The 19,351-nt window shown below is 65.9% G+C and carries 13 protein-coding genes; 7 read left to right on the top strand and 6 right to left on the bottom strand.

Features of this window, described 5'->3' with window-relative positions:
• Nucleotides 1–13: 13 nt before the first annotated feature.
• Nucleotides 14–3,901, bottom strand: a complete 3,888-nt coding sequence (locus ACQY5K_RS02820; protein WP_428119869.1) for a hydantoinase B/oxoprolinase family protein — start codon at nt 3,899–3,901, stop codon at nt 14–16.
• A 60-nt stretch (nt 3,902–3,961) separates the two neighbouring features.
• On the opposite strand from ACQY5K_RS02820, the gene ribH reads away from it, so the two are divergent.
• Nucleotides 3,962–4,453, top strand: coding sequence for a 6,7-dimethyl-8-ribityllumazine synthase (ribH, locus tag ACQY5K_RS02815; protein WP_428119867.1), 492 nt, complete (start codon nt 3,962–3,964; stop codon nt 4,451–4,453).
• A 14-nt stretch (nt 4,454–4,467) separates the two neighbouring features.
• Here the strand turns inward: ribH and ACQY5K_RS02810 are convergent, their stop codons facing one another.
• Nucleotides 4,468–5,598, bottom strand: a complete 1,131-nt coding sequence (locus ACQY5K_RS02810; RefSeq protein WP_428119865.1) for an NADPH:quinone oxidoreductase family protein — start codon at nt 5,596–5,598, stop codon at nt 4,468–4,470.
• Nucleotides 5,599–5,617: 19 nt separating this feature from the next.
• Between ACQY5K_RS02810 and ACQY5K_RS02805 the strand changes: the two genes are divergently transcribed.
• A complete protein-coding gene (locus tag ACQY5K_RS02805; RefSeq protein WP_428119863.1) occupies nt 5,618–6,760 on the top strand; it encodes an amidohydrolase family protein in 1,143 nt (380 codons plus the stop codon).
• 17 nt (nt 6,761–6,777) lie between these two features.
• On the opposite strand, the gene ACQY5K_RS02800 is transcribed toward ACQY5K_RS02805, so the two are convergent.
• Nucleotides 6,778–7,629: an alpha/beta fold hydrolase gene (locus ACQY5K_RS02800; protein ID WP_428119861.1), complete on the bottom strand. Its 852-nt coding sequence runs from the start codon at nt 7,627–7,629 to the stop codon at nt 6,778–6,780.
• Nucleotides 7,630–7,710: 81 nt separating this feature from the next.
• Between ACQY5K_RS02800 and ACQY5K_RS02795 the strand changes: the two genes are divergently transcribed.
• Together ACQY5K_RS02795 and ACQY5K_RS02790 are read left to right on the top strand one after the other, a co-directional pair.
• On the top strand, nt 7,711–8,433 hold the full coding sequence (locus ACQY5K_RS02795; RefSeq protein WP_428119859.1) for an alpha/beta fold hydrolase: 723 nt from the start codon (nt 7,711–7,713) through the stop codon (nt 8,431–8,433).
• A 47-nt stretch (nt 8,434–8,480) separates the two neighbouring features.
• Complete coding sequence (locus ACQY5K_RS02790; RefSeq protein WP_428119857.1) at nt 8,481–9,299, top strand: SDR family NAD(P)-dependent oxidoreductase; 819 nt, start codon at nt 8,481–8,483, stop codon at nt 9,297–9,299.
• Nucleotides 9,300–9,392: 93 nt separating this feature from the next.
• On the opposite strand, the gene ACQY5K_RS02785 is transcribed toward ACQY5K_RS02790, so the two are convergent.
• The 3 genes from ACQY5K_RS02785 to ACQY5K_RS02775 all read right to left on the bottom strand — a co-directional run bounded on the left by ACQY5K_RS02785 (nt 9,393) and on the right by ACQY5K_RS02775 (nt 14,843).
• Nucleotides 9,393–10,736 (bottom strand): glycine betaine ABC transporter substrate-binding protein, encoded by a 1,344-nt coding sequence (locus tag ACQY5K_RS02785; RefSeq protein WP_428119855.1) that lies wholly within the window; start codon nt 10,734–10,736, stop codon nt 9,393–9,395.
• A 184-nt stretch (nt 10,737–10,920) separates the two neighbouring features.
• On the bottom strand, nt 10,921–13,575 hold the full coding sequence (locus ACQY5K_RS02780; protein ID WP_428119853.1) for an ABC transporter permease: 2,655 nt from the start codon (nt 13,573–13,575) through the stop codon (nt 10,921–10,923).
• Nucleotides 13,572–14,843 carry a quaternary amine ABC transporter ATP-binding protein gene (locus tag ACQY5K_RS02775; RefSeq protein WP_428119851.1) on the bottom strand — a complete coding sequence of 424 codons (1,272 nt, stop codon included), beginning with the start codon at nt 14,841–14,843 and terminating at the stop codon, nt 13,572–13,574. Before ACQY5K_RS02775 ends, ACQY5K_RS02780 begins: the two co-directional genes overlap by 4 nt.
• 151 nt (nt 14,844–14,994) lie before the next feature.
• Here ACQY5K_RS02775 and ACQY5K_RS02770 point away from each other — a divergent pair, with 151 nt between their 5' ends.
• The 3 genes from ACQY5K_RS02770 to ACQY5K_RS02760 are packed head-to-tail and all read left to right on the top strand — an operon-like array spanning nt 14,995 to nt 19,322.
• Nucleotides 14,995–16,305 (top strand): 4Fe-4S dicluster domain-containing protein, encoded by a 1,311-nt coding sequence (locus ACQY5K_RS02770; RefSeq protein WP_428119849.1) that lies wholly within the window; start codon nt 14,995–14,997, stop codon nt 16,303–16,305.
• Nucleotides 16,259–16,603, top strand: coding sequence for a pentapeptide repeat-containing protein (locus ACQY5K_RS02765; protein WP_428119847.1), 345 nt, complete (start codon nt 16,259–16,261; stop codon nt 16,601–16,603). Before ACQY5K_RS02770 ends, ACQY5K_RS02765 begins: the two co-directional genes overlap by 47 nt.
• Complete coding sequence (locus tag ACQY5K_RS02760) at nt 16,578–19,322, top strand: molybdopterin-dependent oxidoreductase (RefSeq protein ID WP_428119845.1); 2,745 nt, start codon at nt 16,578–16,580, stop codon at nt 19,320–19,322. The genes ACQY5K_RS02765 and ACQY5K_RS02760 overlap by 26 nt, the downstream gene beginning before the upstream one ends.
• The last annotated feature ends 29 nt before the right edge of the window (nt 19,323–19,351 follow it).

Here is a 19,351-nt window from a genome sequence, read left to right as displayed (position 1 = left end):
CCACCTGCGGGAATTATTGCGGCGAATCCGGCTGCAAGGAAACGAATTCCAACTGCAGGTCGCGTGCCGCAGCTTCCGGGCTGCGATTCGCTGGGTCGCCGAACCCGCCGCCGCCGGGAAACTCCACGATCAGGCGGCGGTCGCCCCCGATCACCGAGCGGCCCTTGGCGCGCACCTCAGTGCCGTCGTCGAGCGACAGGCGGCCCAACGCGCCTGGCCCGCCGCCATGGCGGCCACGGGCTGGATACACCGTGCGCTCGTACGTGGCGCTGATTGCGAAGTCCCGCCCCTGGCGGTTCTCGAGCTCGATCACCTGGCCCAGCCCGCCCCGGTACTTGCCCGACCCGCCGGAATCGGTGCGGAACTCCTTGCGCCAGAACACCAGCGGTGAGCCGATTTCGTTCACCTCGACGGGCATGTTGCGCACTCCGCTGGGGAACGCTGTGGCCGACAGCCCATCGGCTCTCGGGCGGGCGCCTGCCCCTCCGGCATGGAAGCTCATCAGGATGTAGCGCTCGCTCTTGTGCCGGTCGGAGTCATCGCCGGAGCGTCCCATCGCCGTCTCGGAGCGATTCGTTGCGCCGACTCCGGTGTCGGGCTGCCACATGCCGGTGCCGAGCAGATTCCACAGCGATGATGTGCCCTCGGCGGGCACCCGTTCGGGCACAACCTGGCTCAGGCAGCCGAACACGGCGTCGGGGAGAAGTTGGCCCATCACGTGTCGTACGTTCACTGCCGCCGGATGGGGTGCATTGAGAATGCAGCCCTCGGGCGCTCGGACCCGAACCGCATCCAGTGACCCTGTGTTGTTCGGAATGTCGGAGCCGATGATGCAGCGGACGCCGAAGGACGTGTAGGCGTCGGTGTAGGCCATTGGCACGTTGATGCCCCAGCCCGACTGGGGTCCCGTGCCGGCGAAGTCCACCTCGATGCCGTCGCCCGCAACCGTCACCGAGCAGACGATGTCAATGGGCTCCTCCATGCCATCGACCCGCATGGTCGAGTTCCAGGTTCCTGCGGGCAGCTCGGCGATGGCCTCGAGCATCGCCCGGTGTGACGAAGAGATGATGTGCTCGCCAAGTTCGTCGAGGTCGGCCATGCCGTACTCGTCCATCATCGAGATAAGACGAGCCGCACCGGTCTCGTTACAGGCGGCCAGCGAGTGGATGTCGCCGATGACCTGGATCGGGTCTCGCACGTTGGCCTCGATGATCGACACCACGGTGGGATCGAACACGCCGTCGGTGGCGAATTTCAGGATCGGCAGGAACAGGCCCTCGTGGTACACCTCCTTCGAGTCGGTGGTGAAGCCGGCCCCGCCGATGTCCACGACGTGGCTGGTACAGGCGAACAGCGCCACCAGCTCGCCCCCTCGGAACGCGGGGGTGACCACCACGATGTCGAAGAGGTGACCGGTGCCCTTCCAGGGATCGTTCGTGAGGAAGATGTCGCCGGGTCGCATCTCCGCAGCGGGGAATCGATCCAGGAAGTGCAGGACCGAGTACGCCATGGAGTTGACGTGGCCCGGCGTGCCGGTGACTGACTGGGCGAGCATCCGGCCCTGCGGGTCGAAGATCCCTGCAGACAGGTCGCCTGCTTCGCGGGTTGACGTGCTGAAGGCGGCACGGACCAGCGCTCGCGCCTGTTCCTCGGTGACCGAGATGAGGCGGTTCCACTGCACAGCCAGCCGTACGGCGTCGAGAGCGGCCGCTTCGGCGGTTCGGCTCGTGCCCTCAGCAACCGTCGCAGCTCCGCCGAGTCGGCGAGTGCCATTCGATGCCGAACCAATCGTGATCCGAAGATGCCCACCTGAAGTGACCGTCGACACGAATCCCTCCGGCACCACCGTGGTGGTCTGATCCTCGGTGATCAGTGCAGGGCCGACCAGCCAGTCGCCTTCTCGCAGCGCATCCCGCTCGTAGACGCCATGGGCGACGGCTCGGCCGGTGGCGGTGTCGGTGACGAGCGTGAATGTTGGCGAAGCGACCGGCTTGGCAGCGATTTCGGGGTGCAGTGACATGGCCTCGGCTTGGGGCGTGCGAACCTCCAGCAGCCAGCTGAGCACCTCGATCTCGAGGTTGCCGATGTGGCGGGTGTACAGCTGCTGGTAGGCCTTGGTGAACGCCGTCCGCAGCTGGCTGCGTACTTCGGCGTCACTGGGGTTGGCTATGTCGTCACTCAGCAGCGCGGCGGCGTCGACCTCGACGGTGATCTCGTGGCCTTGGCCCCGGTAGCGCATGAGGGCGCGCACGTGCGTGGTGGTCTGCGCGTCGGGCGCAGCAGCCCGCACGATCGCGTTGGCTTCGTCGGCCATGTCGCCCAGCAGGTCTGTCAGGCTTGTTGCAGTCAGCTCGCTGACACGGGCATGGCGGGTCCGGACCGATTCGTGGGCCACCGGTGCCCGCAGGAAGCCGATGGCCGAGCCCACGCCCGCCCCGGCCGGTACCACGATGTCGTCGATGCCGAGCTTGGCGGCCACCCGGGCAGCGTGCAGCGGGGCGGCACCGCCGAACGCGATCAGAGTGCCGCTGCTGATGTCACAACCCTGATCGGCTGCGTGGACGCGTCCGGCGTTGGACATGTTCTCGTCGACGACTTCGGTGATGCCGATCGCAGCGACCGTCGTCTGCAGTCCAGCCGGTTCAGCCAACGCGGTGGTGAGCGCCTTGGCAGAAGCGCCGGCGTCGAATCTCAGCGTGCCGCCGGCGAAGCGTTCGCTCAGCAGCCTGCCCAGCACGGCGTCCGCGTCGGTCACGGTGGGTTCGGTGCCGCCGCGTCCGTAGGCCGCGGGGCCCGGTTCTGATCCGGCACTGGCCGGACCGACGGTGATGCGACCGAGTGCGTCCAGGCTTGCGATCGAGCCGCCCCCTGCGCCGATCTCGACCATCTCGATCACCGGCAGGCGCAGCGGCAATCCGCTGCCTGGCAAGAACCGGTACTCGCGGCCGACCTCGAATTCGCGGTTCGTGCGGGGGTGGCCGGACTCGACGATGCACAGCTTTGCCGTCGTGCCGCCCATGTCGAAGCTGAGCGCCCGTTCGCAGTCGAGGCCCCGGGCGATCTCCGACGCGAGGATCGCGCCGCCTGCCGGTCCGCTCTCAATGAGCCGGACGGGGAAGCGCAGCGCCTCGGCGAGCGTTCCCAGCCCGCCGCCAGAGGTCATCAGGAAGAGTTCGCCGCCCAGTCCCAGCGCTGCCAGCCGGTCATCCAGGTCGGTCAGGTAGCGCCGCATGAGCGGTGCGATGTACGCGTTGGCGCACGCGGTGGAGAAGCGTTCGTACTCGCGGATCTCCGGGCAGACCTCGCTGGACAGGGTGACGCTCGCCTCGGGCCAGCACTGGGCCAAGATCTCCGCAGTGCGTTCCTCGTGGCGGGAGTCAAGATACGAATGCAGGTAGCCGACCGCCACGCTGGTGACGCCATCGGCTGCCAGTGATTCGGCAGCGGCCCGAACAGCATCGGTGTCCAGCGGCAACAGCACGCTCCCGTCGGCAGCCAGCCGTTCGGGGATGCCGATTCGCCGGTGCCGCGGCACGAGCGGTTCGGGCCGGCGCATGTACAGGTCGTACTGCTCGAACCGGTTCTCGTGCGCCATCTCGACCGAGTCGCGAATGCCTTGGGTCGTCAGCAGCGCCGTGCGTGCGCCGCGGCGCTCGATAAGTGCATTGGTGGCGAGCGTGGTGCCGTGGATGAGCACGCCCACCTCAGCGGGTGCGACCCCCGCCTCGGCCAGGACGGATTTGACACCGGTAAGCACGGCATCGGCGGGCGATTCCTGCGTGGTCAACACCTTCGCCGTGTGCAGCGCCCGATGCGCGCCTCGGCCGCGGTCGACCTCCAGCGCGATGTCAGTGAAGGTTCCGCCGATGTCGGCTGCGAGTCGCGCACGTGCGCCTGCCATCGACCCAGCGTAGGCGAGCCGCATTCGGTCGCCGCTAGTAGCTGCGGGTACCGTGCAGGTGTGGCAAGTGGCGACCAGCGGGCCGGCAGGCCGCCCCCAGGAGCTGGTGCCGGATTCCGTGTCGGCATAGTGCGAGCAACTTGGAATCCCGACATCGTCGATCGGCTGTCGGACGGCGTCCGGCGGGGCCTCGATGATCTGGGGGTCACCGAGGGAACCGAAGTGACCGTGCCTGGGTGTTTCGAAATCCCGCTGGCGGCAAAGATGCTGGCCAACTCCGGTCGTATCGACGCGATCGTGACGATCGGAGCGGTCATCCGCGGCGAGACCACTCACTACGAGCTGGTCAGCGAAGGTGCAGCGCAGGGAGTGATGGCTGTTCAGCTCGAAACAGGCGTCCCGATCGGATTCGGCCTCGTCACTGTCGAGAGCGAAGAACAGGGACACGCGCGCAGCGAAGGTCCCGGAGGGCACAACGTGGGCGAGGACGCGGTCTACGTCGCTGTCACGATGGCCTTGCTCGCCCGCGACGTCGCAACCGATGGGGACTGATTGGCGCCTGGCGGCTAGGCCGGGTCGGGGCGCATGCGCACGAGCACTTTGCCGACGGCTTCGCGTTCATCCAGCAGCCGGTAGGCCTCGGTCGCCTCGGTAAAGGGCAGCACCTGCCCGATCGGCGGCCGCACGGCGCCCGTGGCGATCATGTCGAGGAGCCGTTCATGGATACGGGCCGGGATCGTCGGGTCAGCGGCCACGGCTTCGCCCCAGGCGGCGCCGACCAGGCTCACGTTGCGCAACAGCAGCCGGTTCACCTTGACGGTCGGGATCTCGCCAGCGGCGAAACCCACCACGACCAGCCGGCCGAATCGCGCCAAGGCCCGGATCCCGTCCAAGAAACGGTCGCCGCCCACGGGGTCGTAGGTCATGTCAACCCCCCGTCCGCCGGTGAGCTCACGCACTTCGTCCTTCCAGGTGTCGCTGATGAGCACGATGTGGTCCGCGCCGGCGGCCGTAGCGATTTCGCCCTTCGCGGGTGTGGATACGAGGCCGATGACCGGTCCAGCGCCGACGCCCTTGGCTACCTGGATGCCCGACGTCCCCACACCTCCTGAGGCGCCCAGCACCAGAACGGACTCGCCTTCGCGCAGGCCCGCCCGATCGATCATGCAAAACACGGCCGTCTGGTAGTTCATCACCAGCGCCGCACCCTCTTCGAAACTGAGCTGGCTCGGCAGAGCGAACAGGTCCCGAGGTCGCACGGCAACGGTTTCGGCCAGGCACCCATTGGTCCACACGCACACCCGATCACCGGCCGCATAGCCCGAATCGGCGGGAGCCGAACGAACCACGCCGGCGGCTTCGATGCCGGGCCGGAACGGCGGGTCCGGCCGGTACTGGTACAGACCTTGGCTTTGCAGGAGGTCGGGGAACGACACTCCGCCGCACACCATGTCGACGATCACCGATGCCCCGGCCGGGTCGGCCTCGGGCTCCGGCGCGTCAACGACGGCGATGCCGGTCGGACCGGTCAGGGACTGCACTTCCAATGCACGCATGGCGACAAGATGGCACAGATGCCGGCGATGGCGCAGCGCCGCCACATATTGCGCCCCGACCGCGTAGCGCTGGCATCGCTCTGGGAAGCGGCTCGATGGCCGCTGGTACTGTTGGCCGCGAAACGGCGACAGTGCGCTCAAGCGCAAATAGGGGAGAGCGATGCGGTACTACTCATGTGACTCGCACGTGGTGGAGGCGGCCGAGATCTATGCGGGGCTGACCGACCGATTCGGTGACCGGGCGCCCTTCATCGAGAAGGACTACGACGGCAAGCCGGGTACCTGGCTGGTGTTGCCGAATGGAATGCGGGCGGTGCCGGTGGGTCGGCTCGGCATCGCAGGCGCCAGCCTGACCGATCCGGCGACTCATGCCCGCATCGAGCAGGGCTACGACGGCTTCAATCCGGGCGTGATGGACCCGAACGCTCGACTCGACGAGCAGGCCCAGGACGGGATCGTGGGCGAGGTCATGTACCCCAGCCTGTCGATGTTCACTTTTGCCGTTCCTGACGACGAAGTCCGCGATGCGGCGTTCCGCAACCACAACGACTGGGTGCTCAACTACTGCTCGGTAGACCGCAACCGTCTCATTGGAGTCGGCTGCCTGCCCCTGCCGGATGTCGAGCGGGCGATCGCCGAAATCGACCGTTCGGCACAGCTCGGTGTACGCGGTTTCGCGATACCCGCCCATATCGACCCTGCCAAGCCGTACTGCCACCCCGACTTCGACCCGTTCTGGGCTCGCGCCCAAGAATTCGGTGTGCCGCTCACCATGCACATCTTCACGGGGTCAAGCCTCGAGGGCGGGATGCCCGAGCACTGGGGCACTCCGGGCGGCCACCTGAAGGGCTACACGCTGGCCCACACGACCATCGCCAACACGATGATGGATCTCATCTGCGGTGGCGTCACCGAGCGTTTCCCCGACCTGCGCTTCGTGTGCGCTGAGTACGAGACCGGCTGGGTCGGCCACTTCAAGCAGCGTCTCGACCACGCTGCGTACCGCACTCCGTGGGAGGTTTCTGACGAGCTCACCATGAAGCCGTCGGAGTACTTCGATCGGAACTGTTGGGTGACGTTTGAGGACGATGTCGAGGGCATCGCAACCCGGCACTCCATCGGGGTGTCGAACCTGGTGTGGGGCAACGATTACCCGCACCACGATTCCATCTGGCCCAACTCGCGCCCGATCCTTGACGACATCCTCTCGGGCGTCCCCGACGACGAAACCGAACAGATGGTCTGGGGCAACGTTATCGATCTCTACGGCCTCGACCCCGACAAGCTGCCCACGGCAGCCTGAGGGCTGCGCATCTGCGCCTATGCGTCGATCAGCGGTTCCAGGTGGCCGCGGATGGCTTTCGCGACCAGCTCACCGTTCTCCATCGGACCGAAGTGGCTCAGCTCTGCGAACGCCTCGAGGCGGCCGTTTGCGAGCGCTTCTGCAATCGGCTGAGCGACCTGCGGCGGGATCTCGTTCCACAACGTGGGGGAGTCGCCGCGCGCCACGACGGCCGGGCACGTGACCCGGCCGAATTCGGTGTACTCGATGGGCACACCCGCTTCGTAGATGCGCGCCTCTGTGTCGCCCGAGCAGGACAGCCGCACAGCGTCGTCGCCTGACGGGTAGGTGCCGAGCTCGACGTACGCCCATACCGCCTCGGGCTCGCACGCCGAAAACGGCAGCTTGGACACGAATCGCTCGTACGCCTCGTCGACGGTCGCGAAGCGGATGCGTCGGCGCCGCGACGCCTGAACGAGAGCGTGGTCACCGTCGGGCCGGGGAAAGCCGGGCTGCACAAGCACCGGCTCGTAGAGCCACAGACCCCGGTATGTGCCGGGCTGTGCGAGCTCAGCGAGCAGCAGGCTGGCAGCTCCGAGAGAGTGTCCTGCTGCCAGCATCGGCTCGCCACCCAGGGCGTTCACTGCCGAGAGCACCTCTTCGACGAATCGGGGCCTGTCAACGGACATGTCGTCGTGCTGAGGCCGCGCTGCGCCGTGGCCCCGGAAGTCGAGCCCCCAGCAGCGGAATGTGTCGGTCAAGTGGGGCACGACGGTTGCCCACATGCCGGCATTGAGGCCGTTGCCGTGCGTCAGCAGCAGCGGTGGGCCGCTGCCGCCGAGGTCGTGCAGCACCGCGTGCTCACCGTCAGACCCGGTCAGGCGAATCATCGGAGCGGGACGCTAGCGCAGCGTTCGGGAGCGGAGCGTTCCAACGGTGTTTCGCCAAGCGCGAGCGGGCACAATGAGGACATGGCGAACTTCACACGTGATTCTGTTGACATCCACTACGACGACTACGGCTCGGGCTTCCCGTTGCTGCTGATTGCTCCGGGCGGCATGCGCTCTGCGGCGTCGTTCTGGGAGTCGACGCCGTGGAACCCCGTCACCCAACTGGCCGACCAGTACCGGGTCATAGCAATGGACCAGCGCAATGCGGGTCGCTCGACAGCGCCGGTCTCCCCTGACGACAACTGGCGTACGTATACCGCAGACCAGCTCGCCCTCATGGACCATCTGGGATGCGATCAGTTCCACCTTGCCGGCATGTGCATCGGCGGTCCGTACATCATGGGCCTCATCTCCGCAGCCCCCAAGCGGGTGGTGAGCGCCACGCTGTTCCAGACCATCGGCCTCGACGACAATCGCCATGCGTTCTACGACATGTTCGACGACTGGGCCAACGCGATCCGCAGCAGCCATCCAGAAGCCGACGATGCCGCCTGGTCTCAGTTCCGCTCCAACATGTACGACGGCGACAACTTCCTGTTCAACGTCGATCGGGACTTCGTTGAAGGGGTGCAGACGCCACTGCTGGTGCTGGCCGGAAACGATCTGTACCACCCGGAGTCCTCATCGCGGATCGTGCACGATGCGGCCCCGAACTCGACACTCATCGAGGACTGGACCGAAGGTGCCGGCCGTTGCGCTGCGATGGATCAATTCGCAGCGTTTCTCGCCGAGCACACCCCCTGAGCTCGAACGCAAGTCACCGCGGCGGTGTAGCGCGTTAGCTTGCGCGCATGACTGAGACGGCAAGCTCCAACACCACCGGTATGCGACTCGACGCGAGAGTGGCGGTAGTCACCGGCGCGACCCGAGGCATCGGCGAAGCCAGTGCTCGAGCCCTAGATGCCGCTGGTGCCAGGGTGGTGCTGACCGGACGCACCACTTCGGATCTTGAGCGAGTAGCGGGAGGTCTGCAGAACGGACCGGTCGTATTGACCGCAGATCTGGAGCCCACGGGAGCGGGCACAGATCTGGCCCGACGCATCCTCGGCGAAGTTGACGGCGTCGATGTGCTTGTCAACAACGCGGGCATCCCCATGCGTCGCACGCCGGACCAGCTCACTGAAGCCGACTTCGACCAGGTGTTCTCGATCAATGTTCGGTCGCTGGCGATGCTGAGCATCGGGCTGGCGCCGTCGATGATTGCTCGAGGCGGTGGCTCGATCATCAACATCAGCTCGGTGGCAGGCGTCCACGGCCCGCTCGGCCGTGTCGCGTATGCCGGCACGAAAGGCGCAGTCGACGCGATGACCCGAGCACTCGCCGCCGACTGGGGCCCCTCGGGCATCCGGGTCAACTCCATCGCTCCAGGACTGATCGCGACGGCGATCTGGGAGAAGGCGCGCTCTGAGGTGCCGGGACTCATCGAAGACCTCGCCGGCCAGGTCGCGTTGAAACGCTGGGGACTGGCCGACGACATCGCCGACGTGGTGTTGTTCTTTGCCTCGGATGCGGCCCGCTACATCACGGGCGAAACGCTCGTGGTGGACGGAGGGCTCGCCCGGGTGACGGCAGCCAACGCGCCGCCGGCCCTGCCCGAACTCGAGGACTGACGCGCGCAGGGGTGCCGGACCGTGGTCCGGCACCCCTGCTGAGTCCTCAGTCAGCCGCTGGCCTGCGAAGAGGAAACGGCGGAGTGTGGTCGCCTACGCGGCGGCGCGTGCGGCGTCGAGCCAGGCGTCGACCGTTGCGCGGTTGTTGTCGATCCAGTCGGTGGCCAGGTCTCCGGGGCGGGCCCCTTCGTCCTGATCGACGTTGGCGAGCGACACTTCGATGACCGACAGCTTCACTGCAGCAATCAGCGCCTCAGCGGCGGGGTTGGCTGCCAGGAAGTCGTTGTTGGCTGTCGCCAGAATGTCCGCAGCGACCCAGCCGATCGGGCACAGTCCGTCGGCGTTGTCGGCCGCAGCCGGGCACTGGTCTGGGCCGATGGCTGCGTAGCCGCCGCTTCCGTCAGCGCCGCGTTGGCTATACTCCTCGCCGCCATCGACGCCGTTCGGATTCGAGTCGTCGAGAATCTCGTCGACGCCGATCCAGTAGACGTTGTCGCCCGGGCGCAGCTGGGTGATGTACGCCGACGGCGTCCAAGTGTACGCCACTATCGGGACGCCTTCGTTCGCAGCGTCAACTGCTTGGGCGAACATTGCGTCATAGCCGGCAATGGTCTGGTTGATGTTGTCCCAGCCAGAGAACGTGATCTGCGCTGTGATGATGTTGTCGCATGTCCATGACTCGGGGCAGCCGAAGATGTCGGCGATGCCGTTGCCGGGGACAGGGTCGGAGGCGTCGAACGCCGCCAATGCGGCAGCGTCGCTGTTAAGCGCGTCCAATGTGTAGACGCCGAACTCATCGGCGAACGACTTCGTCACCAAGTAGCCCTGCAATCCGCCGGCGATCATCTCTTCGCCCAGGACGGTCAGGTGGTCGCCCACGAGCGTGCCGTTGGGCAATTCGCCCGCCAGCCACGCCAGGTGGCCCGGATACCAGCTGTTGACCCAGAAGTCCATCTGGCCTTCTGCCATCGCGATATAGGCGTTGTTCGGACCAAGCTCCAGCTCTGCTGGGTCGGACACGTCATAGCCCAGCTCTTCGAGCAGCTGGCGATACAGCTCAGTCTGGAAGTAGCCAGTGGTCCAATTGGCACGACCCATGGTGACGGACACACCCTCGCCCGGAGTCATCGACATCTCGTCGGCCATGTCTTCGTCGGCCATGTCTTCGTCGGCCATGTCTTCGTCGGCCATGTCTTCGTCGGCCATGTCTTCGTCGGCCATGTCTTCGTCGGCCATGTCTTCGTCGGCCATGTCTTCGTCGGCCATGTCTTCGTCGGCCATGTCTTCGTCGGCCATGTCTTCGTCGTCGGCGGCGGGCGCCTCCGTCTCGTCCGTGGCCGTTGCGTCGCTGTCGTCATCTCCGCCGCCGCACGCGGCAGCGAACAGAGCGAAAGCTGCGAGCAACAAGAACAGCTTCCTCATTCGTTTGGTCAACATATTGAATCCTCCCAGAGGTACGGATTGCGGCGCATCAAGTCACGTCCACATCGCGTGGGCGCCGCTCGCCTGGCTCGACGAGGGCCGCGTTGGTTGCATCGTAGTCGCCTGTTTGGTGTGTTCCGGACCCTAGACCGCGCAGAGGTGTTCGGATGAAATGCGTGACCTCGGGCAGCGGCTGACATCAGCCCGTTTTACTGGGGACATCGCCGTACACCTTGGTTCGCTCGAATTCGGAGAGAGTGCCCTTTGATGTCGCGAACAGAGTGACGCCGGCGGTCATCACGAACACTATGCCGACTCCGGAAACGAAGTTCGCATCGGCGACGCGCACAATCGTCACGACCCACGCGAGCGCTACCAAGGCAATTCCCAGTCCGGCACCCGCCACGAGCGCGCTCCACCGGTAGCGGAACAGCTCATCGATGCCAAGCATTCCGATCGCCGGCACAGTCATCACGAGCGCAGCGAGGCCGACGATCAAGGTCCAGATCCCGAGTCCTGCACCCTCGGACTCGAATCCATCGTGAATGACGTCGCCCGTCCGTTTGGCTTCGGCGATCTTGGACGCGATGTCAGCGGCCCTCACTCCCGCAAGGCTGAGGGCGACGTTTTCTTCTTTACGTTTCTGCTTCTCGAGTTCAACGTCGCCGTCGAGGGCCGCTTGCTCGGCCTCGGCGCGGGCCGCAGTTGCCGCAGTTCCCGCAGCAGCGCCTTCGGCCGCGATCGTGTTGAGTTCCGTTTGCAGCTCCTCATTGATGACCGACTCAGTCCGAGTATCGAAGCTCCATCCGGCATAGCCGCCCATGACGAGCAACAGGACGGCGGACAGCGCTCCGAGCATGCGGCCCCAGCCGATGCTGGCCGACAGGGGACGCCGCGCCGCCATCGGGGCTCGCCACAGCCACACGCATGCTGCCGCGGTCGCGATGAGTGCTCCCCCGACTGCGAGGTACACGCCGGAGCCCCTGCGATAGATCAGCAATTCCTCCACGTTGTCGGGAGCGCGGGAGAGCGCGTACGCCATTGCGCTGACAAGCGCAGCAGTCGAGAAGACCACGGCACCGTGGGACGCGAACCAGCGTGAGCCGCGTCCCGGCCGGAACAGAGTGCTGTACGCGGCGTAAAGCGCAACGATCGAGGCGAGGCCGATGAGGATGCCGAACCACGATCCTCCCGACGCAGAGATGCCGTTGTACGCGTTCGAGACGAACTCAGTGTCCCCGTCACAGACCAGCGCGGCGCCGTCGGCTGCCAAGGGATCCAGCGAACGCATCTCGATCCAATTGCCCGAGCAGGTCTCGGTGCGAAGGTCGACATCGGTACTGCGCGCATAGCCCGAGACCAAGCCGGCGTCGATGTTCCAGGGAAGAAGCAATGCGATGAGCGTGACCAGCGAGCCGATCGCCGTGGCGATGACTGCGCTGCGCTCGGCGCCGCTCGGGGCGACGAACGCTTCTGCAGGCGTCGCGGGTTCGATATCGCGCGCTGCGCCTGCCGATTCGCCACCGGACTCGGCCTCCATCAGCAGCTTTTCCGGAGTCCGGCGGTTCCGCCAGGCCCGGACGATGCGACTCAGGAGATTCCCAGAATCGCTTGCCTCCGGCTGGCTGAGCCGGTCGAGCACGACGGCGACGAGGAAGAATGCCAGGCCGCCCGAGACTGCTAGAGCGACGTCTTGATTCGAGATCGCCTGAAAGAGCAGCCGACCCAAGCCGCCTGCGCCCATGATCGCTGCAATGCCGAGCATGGAGATTGCCAGCAGCAGCGTCTGGTTGAGACCGGTCATGATCGCGGGACGTGCGAGTGGCAACTGCACGTCTGTGAGCACGCGCCATTCAGGTGCGCCGTAGGCACGGGACGCCTCGACGACGTCCTCGGGAACTTGCCGAATGCCGAGATTCGTGAGGCGGATCAGCGGCGGCAAGGCGAACGTCATCGTGACCATGGTCGCCGAGACGGATCCGACGCCGAAAAAGAAGATGAACGGGAGCATGTACACGAACGAGTGCACGACTTGCATGGCATCGAGCACAGGGCGAACGACTTTCCAGGCACCGTCGACACGCCCGCAGAGGACGCCGACAGGTATGCCGACGATCACGCAGAGCAGGACTGCAACTCCGATAAATCCGATCGTCAGCGCTGTCTCTCGCCAGTAGGCCTCTCCGAGCAGGCCGCAGATCATCAATCCAATGAAGCTCAGTACGCCGACTTGGAGGTTCCGCACCGCCCAGCCCAAGAAGAACACGGCGATGCAGACGGTCAGCCAGGACATCTGGAGCAGCCACTGGTCGACGATGATGTTGAGCAGCTTGGCGAACGGCCACTCGATGATCTCGAGTGTCGCCTTCATGTTGTTGTCGACCCAGAAAACGACTTGCTCTCCCCAGTCGCCAACCGGGATAACCCAGTTGTCGAGGACAGTGTTCTGGCGCGCCTGCTCCGCGATTCCGGAGTCGCCGCATGAGAGGAAATCGCCCTCGGCGTCGAGCAGCGCATCTCGACACTCGAACCTCTCGCCGTCCACGCGGTAGCTGTGCGTGCCCGATGCGACGATCTGCTCGGGCCGAACGCGGTACCACCACATCGCGACGAGCCCGACCAGCCCACCGGCCGCCATGCCGTATCGGCGACCCTTCGCACCGCTGACGATCAAGAGCACGGGGATGACGAAGAGTGCCGCCAGCAGCACCCATTCGATGCCGGTCGTCACCCAGTCGGCAAGTCGATCCGCGCCTTCAGGGCTAGTCACCGTGTCGACAAAGCCGTCGATGAAATGGCCGGTTTCCTCTTCCGCCTCGCCGTTGGCCTGAGCGAGCAATCCGGCGATGCTCACATGAACACCTCCCGTTCGAAGCCGTCTATGAGTTGTTCGACGCGGCCCATCTCTTCCATGATGAGGCGCGGATCGAGATTGCCGACCAGCTTGCCGTCGTCGTCGACGACGGCGATCGACAGGCCGCGCCCAGCTGAGGCATACAGCTCATTCAGCGTCGAGTCCGGGCTGCACTGGTCGAAGTCCGTTCGCAGCGCCTTCTTCAGGTCATTGCTGCCCATGCTTCGCGTTCGCAAGCCGTCCGCAGCGGTCAGCAGCGCTTCCGGCTTGCCGGCGGCATTGCAGCAGAAGCGTCCGGCGATGTCGTCCACCAAGAGCAGGGCATCACTCAGCGAGGTGTCAATCGGGATCGGTCGTGGCTGGCTCATCACCTCGAGCGCCTTGATGACGCGTCCTTGGTCGACGTCCTGCACGAACTCGGCGACGTAGCCCGTCGCGGGCTCTGTGAGGATCTCTTCGGGCGTGCCGATCTGCACGACGGCGCCATCTTTCATGATGCACACGCGGTCGCCGAGGCGAAGGGCCTCGTTCAGGTCGTGCGTGATGAACAAGATCGTCTTGTGGACCTCGTCCTGGATCTCCATCATCTCGTCCTGCATCTGCCGGCGGATGAGCGGATCCAGCGCGCTGAATGCCTCGTCCATGAGCAGGATGTCCGGATCAGACGCCAGCGCCCGGGCCAGGCCAACGCGCTGCTGCATGCCGCCGGAGAGCTGCGCAGGCCGGTGATCTGCGAACGCGGCGAGTCCGACGAGGTTCAGTGCCCGCATGGCGGCTTCGCCTCGGTTGCTGCGACTGACCTTTTGCACTTTGAGGCCGTATCCGACGTTGTCGAGCACATTTCGGTGGGGGAACAGGGCGAAGTGCTGGAAGACCATGCCCATCTTCTCCCGCCGAAACGCCTGCAGGTCGGTGCCGTGGAGTTTCTGCACATCCACGCCGTCCACGAGGACCTCGCCGTAGGTGACGTCGTGAAGCTTGTTGACAGTGCGAATCGCAGTCGATTTGCCCGAACCCGACAGGCCCATGACCACGAAGATCTCGCCGCGGTTGATCGAGAAGCTCACATCGGTGAGACCCACGACGTGCCCGGACAGGCGTTGCACCTCGTTCTTGTCGACACCGGAACGGGCGAGTTCGAACGCACGTCCCTGCGGCTGCGGCCCGAAGATCTTGTACACCTCGTTCAGACGGATGATCTCGTCGCCTTCGGTGCTGCGGCTGCGCGCGCCGCCCGCGGCACCGTTGCCTGCAGAGTCGTCGCTCATACGCTTCCCCCGAATTCGTTCCGTTTCACCATACGCGTCGCGCGAAGCTGCCTCGGCAATGCGCCCGTGCAGAGCAGGCGAACTGCGGGCACCCGGTGTGGGCGTGCGGAGGTGTGCCCTCCGAACCGTGAGGCTGTGCCAATCTAAGGCGGTGACGCGCCTTGGGTTCTTGCTGGACAGCGGCGCGTGCATCGGCTGTCACGCGTGCACCGTGGCGTGCAAGAGCGAGCACGATGTGCCGCTCGGCGTCAACCGGACATGGGTGAACTACGTCGAGACCGGAGAGTTTCCGGCCACGGAGCGTCACTTCACCGTCATGCGCTGCAATCACTGCGACGACGCGCCGTGCATCTCGATCTGTCCGACCGGGTCGCTGTTTCGGGCGTCAAATGGCGTCGTGGACTTCGACGATTCGCGGTGCATTGGCTGCAAGGGCTGCATGAATGCGTGCCCCTACGACGCGCTCTACATTTCGCCGGAGACCGGCACGGCCCACAAGTGCAACTTCTGCCAGCATCGGCTGGAGGTCGGCCTCGAGCCGTCGTGTGTGTCGGTGTGCCCGACACGGGCGATCACCGTGGTGGATCACGACGACCCTGCCGATGCGACTGCGGCGCGGATTCGCACAGAGGACCTTCCGGTTCGCTCGCCGGAGCGGCGAACGCTGCCGAAGGTGCATTACGCGGGCACGACGCCGGCGGCGTTGGACCCCCTCGCGAGACCGGTTGCAGACGACGGCCTGATCTGGGCCGACTGGACCGGAAGCGCCCAGTGGCCCACAGCGCCGCAAACGGAGGCCGCGCCCGCACGTACGGCGTACACCGTGGCCCATGCCGAAGCCTGGGGGGCAAAAGTTGCCGGCTACATGGTCACGAAAGGCGTGGCAGCAGGGGTCATGCTGTGGGCGGTCGCCGCGGCGCTCGTCGGCTGGGATGACCGCACAGCAGTCGCGACCGGTCCCGCCGTGGCAGCGCTGGTTGCGTTGGCGGTCACTGGCGTGCTGCTGATCGCAGACCTGAAACGGCCCGAACGCTTCTGGTACCTGTTCACCAAGGGGCGGATGCGCAGCTGGATCACTGCCGGCGCTTGGGTGATCATGGCCGATGGCGTGCTGGTGACGCTGTGGGGCATCGGAGGCCTGTGGGCTGGCTCTGCGTGGTTCATTGTGCTGATCGCGCCTCTGGCGCTGTGCTCAGTCTTGACAGCTGCGTACACGGCTTTCCTGCTGCGGCAATGCCGCGGCAGGGTGATGTGGCATGACCGCCCGGTGACACTGCTGGCCGCCCGGCTCGTCGGAGAGGCTGCGCTCGGCGGCGGGGCCGTGTGGGGATCGCTGGTGGCGCTGCAGGCAAACGCAGTTGCGTTCTCGTGGACACCCGTAGCAGCCGCAGCAGTGCTGGTGTGGCTGTGGCGGCATGATCGGGCGTTCCTGCGGGCCGCTCAGGCGGCGCCGCTGTCATGAGCACCGCCGAATCCGCACCGTCGCCGTCGGGTGCTGGCGGTTCGGGCACTGGCGGTTCGGGCACTGTCGGTTCGGGCACTGTCGGTTCGGGCACTGTCGGTTCGGGCACTGTCGGTTCGGGCACTGTCGGTTCGGGCACTGTCGGTTCGGGCACTGTCGGTTCGGGCACTGTCGCAGGCCTGAGGTCGGCGCCGCCGCACAGCCAGTGGCACGACTGGACCGAACTGGATGCGGCGTCGTGGCCAAAACGAGTCGAGCGCAACTACACGTTGGTGCCCACGACCTGCTTCAACTGTGAAGCAGCGTGCGGTCTGGTGGCCTACATCGACCAGGAGACCGACAAGGTCGTGCGGTTCGAGGGCAACCCGGAGCACCCGGCGTCGCGCGGTCGCAACTGTGCCAAGGGCCCCGCGACCATCAACCAGGTCCATGACACCGAACGCATCCTGTATCCGCTGCGGCGAACCGGCGAGCGAGGAGCCGGCGGCTGGGAGCGGATCAGCTGGGACGAGGCCCTGTCCGACATCTCGTCTCGCATCCGGACGGCGATCGTCGAGGGTCGGCGCGACGAGATCATGTATCACGTCGGTCGCCCGGGCGAGGACGGATACACCGAACGGGTGCTCACCGCTTGGGGCATCGACGGTCACAACAGCCACACCAATGTGTGCTCGTCCAGTGCCCGGGTCGGGTACACGACATGGATGGGTCACGACCGGCCCTCATCGGACTTCGCAAACGCCGAAGTCATCTTTCTCATTTCCAGCCATCTTGAGGCCGGGCACTACTTCAACCCGCATGCGCAGCGCATCATCGAAGCCCAGCAGCGCGGCGCCACGGTCATCTGCGTGGATCCGAGGCTTTCCAATACCGGAGCCAAGGCCGATCACTGGCTGGCGGCGTGGCCCGGAACCGAACCGGTTCTGCTGCTGTGCCTCGCTCACCTGCTGCTCGAAGCCGGAACCTGGGACCGTGCGTTCGTCCATCGCTGGACCAATTGGGAGACGTACCTGTCCAAGACCCGGCCTGATCTGCCGCCGACCTTCGAATCGGCAGAGCGAGCGCTGCGCGAGGCCTATGCGAAGTACACCCCGGAGCGGGCGTCGGAGCTGTGCGGGGTGGACGCAGATCAGCTGCGCGAGATCGCTGCGGTGATCGCCAAATCGCCAGGCCGGTTCTCCTCGCACAATTGGCGAGCTGCAGGAGCCGGAAACCTCGGCGGATGGCAGACGGCGCGCTGCCTGTTCTTGCTGAACGTCCTTACGGGCTCGGTCGGGACAGTCGGGGGCACCACAGGTGCGGGCTGGCACAAGTTGAAGCCGAAGCCGCCGCTGCAGCCGCCTCCCGTGGGGCATTGGAACGAGATGTCGTGGCCTCGGGAATATCCGCTCAGCCATCACGAGATGTCAATCCTGTTGCCCCACTTTCTGCGGGAGGGCCGCGGCAAGCTCGACACCTACTTCAGCCGGGTGTACAACCCTGTGTGGACAAACCCGGACGGATTCAGCTGGCTTGAGGCGCTCAGCGACCCCGAACAGGTGGGCTGCCATGTCGCGTTGACGCCGACGTGGTCCGAGACAGCGTGGTTTGCGGACTACGTGCTGCCGATGGGGGTCGGGTCGGAACGCCACGACCTCGCATCCTTCGAGACCCATGCTGGCCAGTGGCTCGGATTCCGTCAGCCGGTCATGCGTCGCTACGCCGAGCTGCAGGGACGCGAAGTCGGGCCGGAGACTCGCACGCACGAGTTCAATCCAGGCGAGGTCTGGGAGGAGAACGAGTTCTGGATCGACCTGTCGTGGAGGATCGATCCCGACGGCTCGCTCGGCATCAGACGCTGGTTCGAGAGTCCATCGCGGCCCAATCAGCCCATCAGCGTCGACGAGTACTACGAATCGATCTTCGCCACCGAGGTTCCGGGGCTGGCCGACGATGCGGCAGCGGTGGGCCAGACGCCGCTCGAGTTCATGCGCGACCGAGGCGCTTACGCCGTTCGAGGCGATGCGTACGGCCACCATGAACGCACAGTGCCGCCATCGGCGCTCGCGGGCGCCGTGCTGGGCGATGATGCGGTGTACCGGCCGCATAGAGGCGCTGCCTCGCCGACGGCGCCCCTGCCTCCATTGGGAGACGGTTCTGTCGCCGTGCAGGTCGCGGGTGCTGCGCGGCAGGGCTTCCCGACGCCGTCGCGCAAGCTGGAGCTGTACTCGACCACGCTTGCGGACTGGGGCTGGCCGGAGCACGCGACGCCCGGGTGGATACCAAGTCATGTCCATTGGCAGCGGCTGGACCTAGCGGGCAATGAACGCATTTTGTTGCCCACGTTCCGGATACCGACGCTGATACACACTCGTTCGGCGAACGCCAAATGGCTGGCGGAAATCAGCCATCGCCATCCGCTGTGGATCCATCCGTCCGATGCAGAGGCGCTGGGCATTGAAGTCGGGGGGCTGGTACGGGTCAACACTCGCATCGGGCACTTCGTCATCTCAGCGTGGCGTACCGAGGGCATCCGACCGGGAGTGGTTGCCGCCTCCCATCACATGGGTCGCTGGCGACTCGATGGCGCGGCAGCCGCAGGACGCGCCGAGGGCGGCCGATCTGGTAGCGGGCAGTCGGGCCCGAGGTCGTGGGCCGGCGGACCGGCCGAGATCGAACGAGAAGGCAGCGTCTGGAAGCTGAGACGGACTGCGCCTATGGCGCCGTTCGCATCTGATGATCCCGATTCCGAACGTGTCTGGTGGAACGACACGGGTGTGCATCAGAACCTCACGTTCTCCGTGCAGCCCGATCCGGTCTCGGGCATGCAGTGCTGGCATCAGCGGGTGCGCATCGGACCAGCAGCCGCCGATGACCGCTACGGCGATGTGGTCGTGGACACGGACCGAGCGAGGGCCGCTTACGAGGAGTGGCTCGCAATGACCCGCCCCGCACCAGGCCCGGGTGGGCTTCGGCGCCCGATGTGGCTGTCTCGCCCGCTCAAGCCGATCGCACGGGCGTACCGGATCGACGACTGAGCGCTACCGCCTCATCAGCATCGTTGGGC

The organism is Candidatus Poriferisodalis sp., assembly GCF_965262965.1.
Lineage (GTDB): Bacteria > Actinomycetota > Acidimicrobiia > Acidimicrobiales > Poriferisodalaceae > Poriferisodalis.
Note: the sequence above shows the minus strand (reverse complement) of the source record. Positions and strands in the feature narration are given on the sequence as shown.

Excerpts from the sequence above, each read along its gene's own strand:
- ACQY5K_RS02765 (WP_428119847.1), top strand. The coding sequence starts at position 16,259 with ATGATCGGGCGTTCCTGCGGGCCGCTCAGGCGGCGCCGCTGTCATGAG.
- ACQY5K_RS02820 (WP_428119869.1), bottom strand. The coding sequence starts at position 3,901 with ATGGCAGGCGCACGTGCGCGACTCGCAGCCGACATCGGCGGAACCTTC.
- ACQY5K_RS02790 (WP_428119857.1), top strand. The coding sequence starts at position 8,481 with ATGACTGAGACGGCAAGCTCCAACACCACCGGTATGCGACTCGACGCG.
- ACQY5K_RS02795 (WP_428119859.1), top strand. The coding sequence starts at position 7,711 with ATGGCGAACTTCACACGTGATTCTGTTGACATCCACTACGACGACTAC.
- ACQY5K_RS02805 (WP_428119863.1), top strand. The coding sequence starts at position 5,618 with ATGCGGTACTACTCATGTGACTCGCACGTGGTGGAGGCGGCCGAGATC.
- ACQY5K_RS02785 (WP_428119855.1), bottom strand. The coding sequence starts at position 10,736 with ATGTTGACCAAACGAATGAGGAAGCTGTTCTTGTTGCTCGCAGCTTTC.
- ACQY5K_RS02775 (WP_428119851.1), bottom strand. The coding sequence starts at position 14,843 with ATGAGCGACGACTCTGCAGGCAACGGTGCCGCGGGCGGCGCGCGCAGC.
- ACQY5K_RS02800 (WP_428119861.1), bottom strand. The coding sequence starts at position 7,629 with ATGATTCGCCTGACCGGGTCTGACGGTGAGCACGCGGTGCTGCACGAC.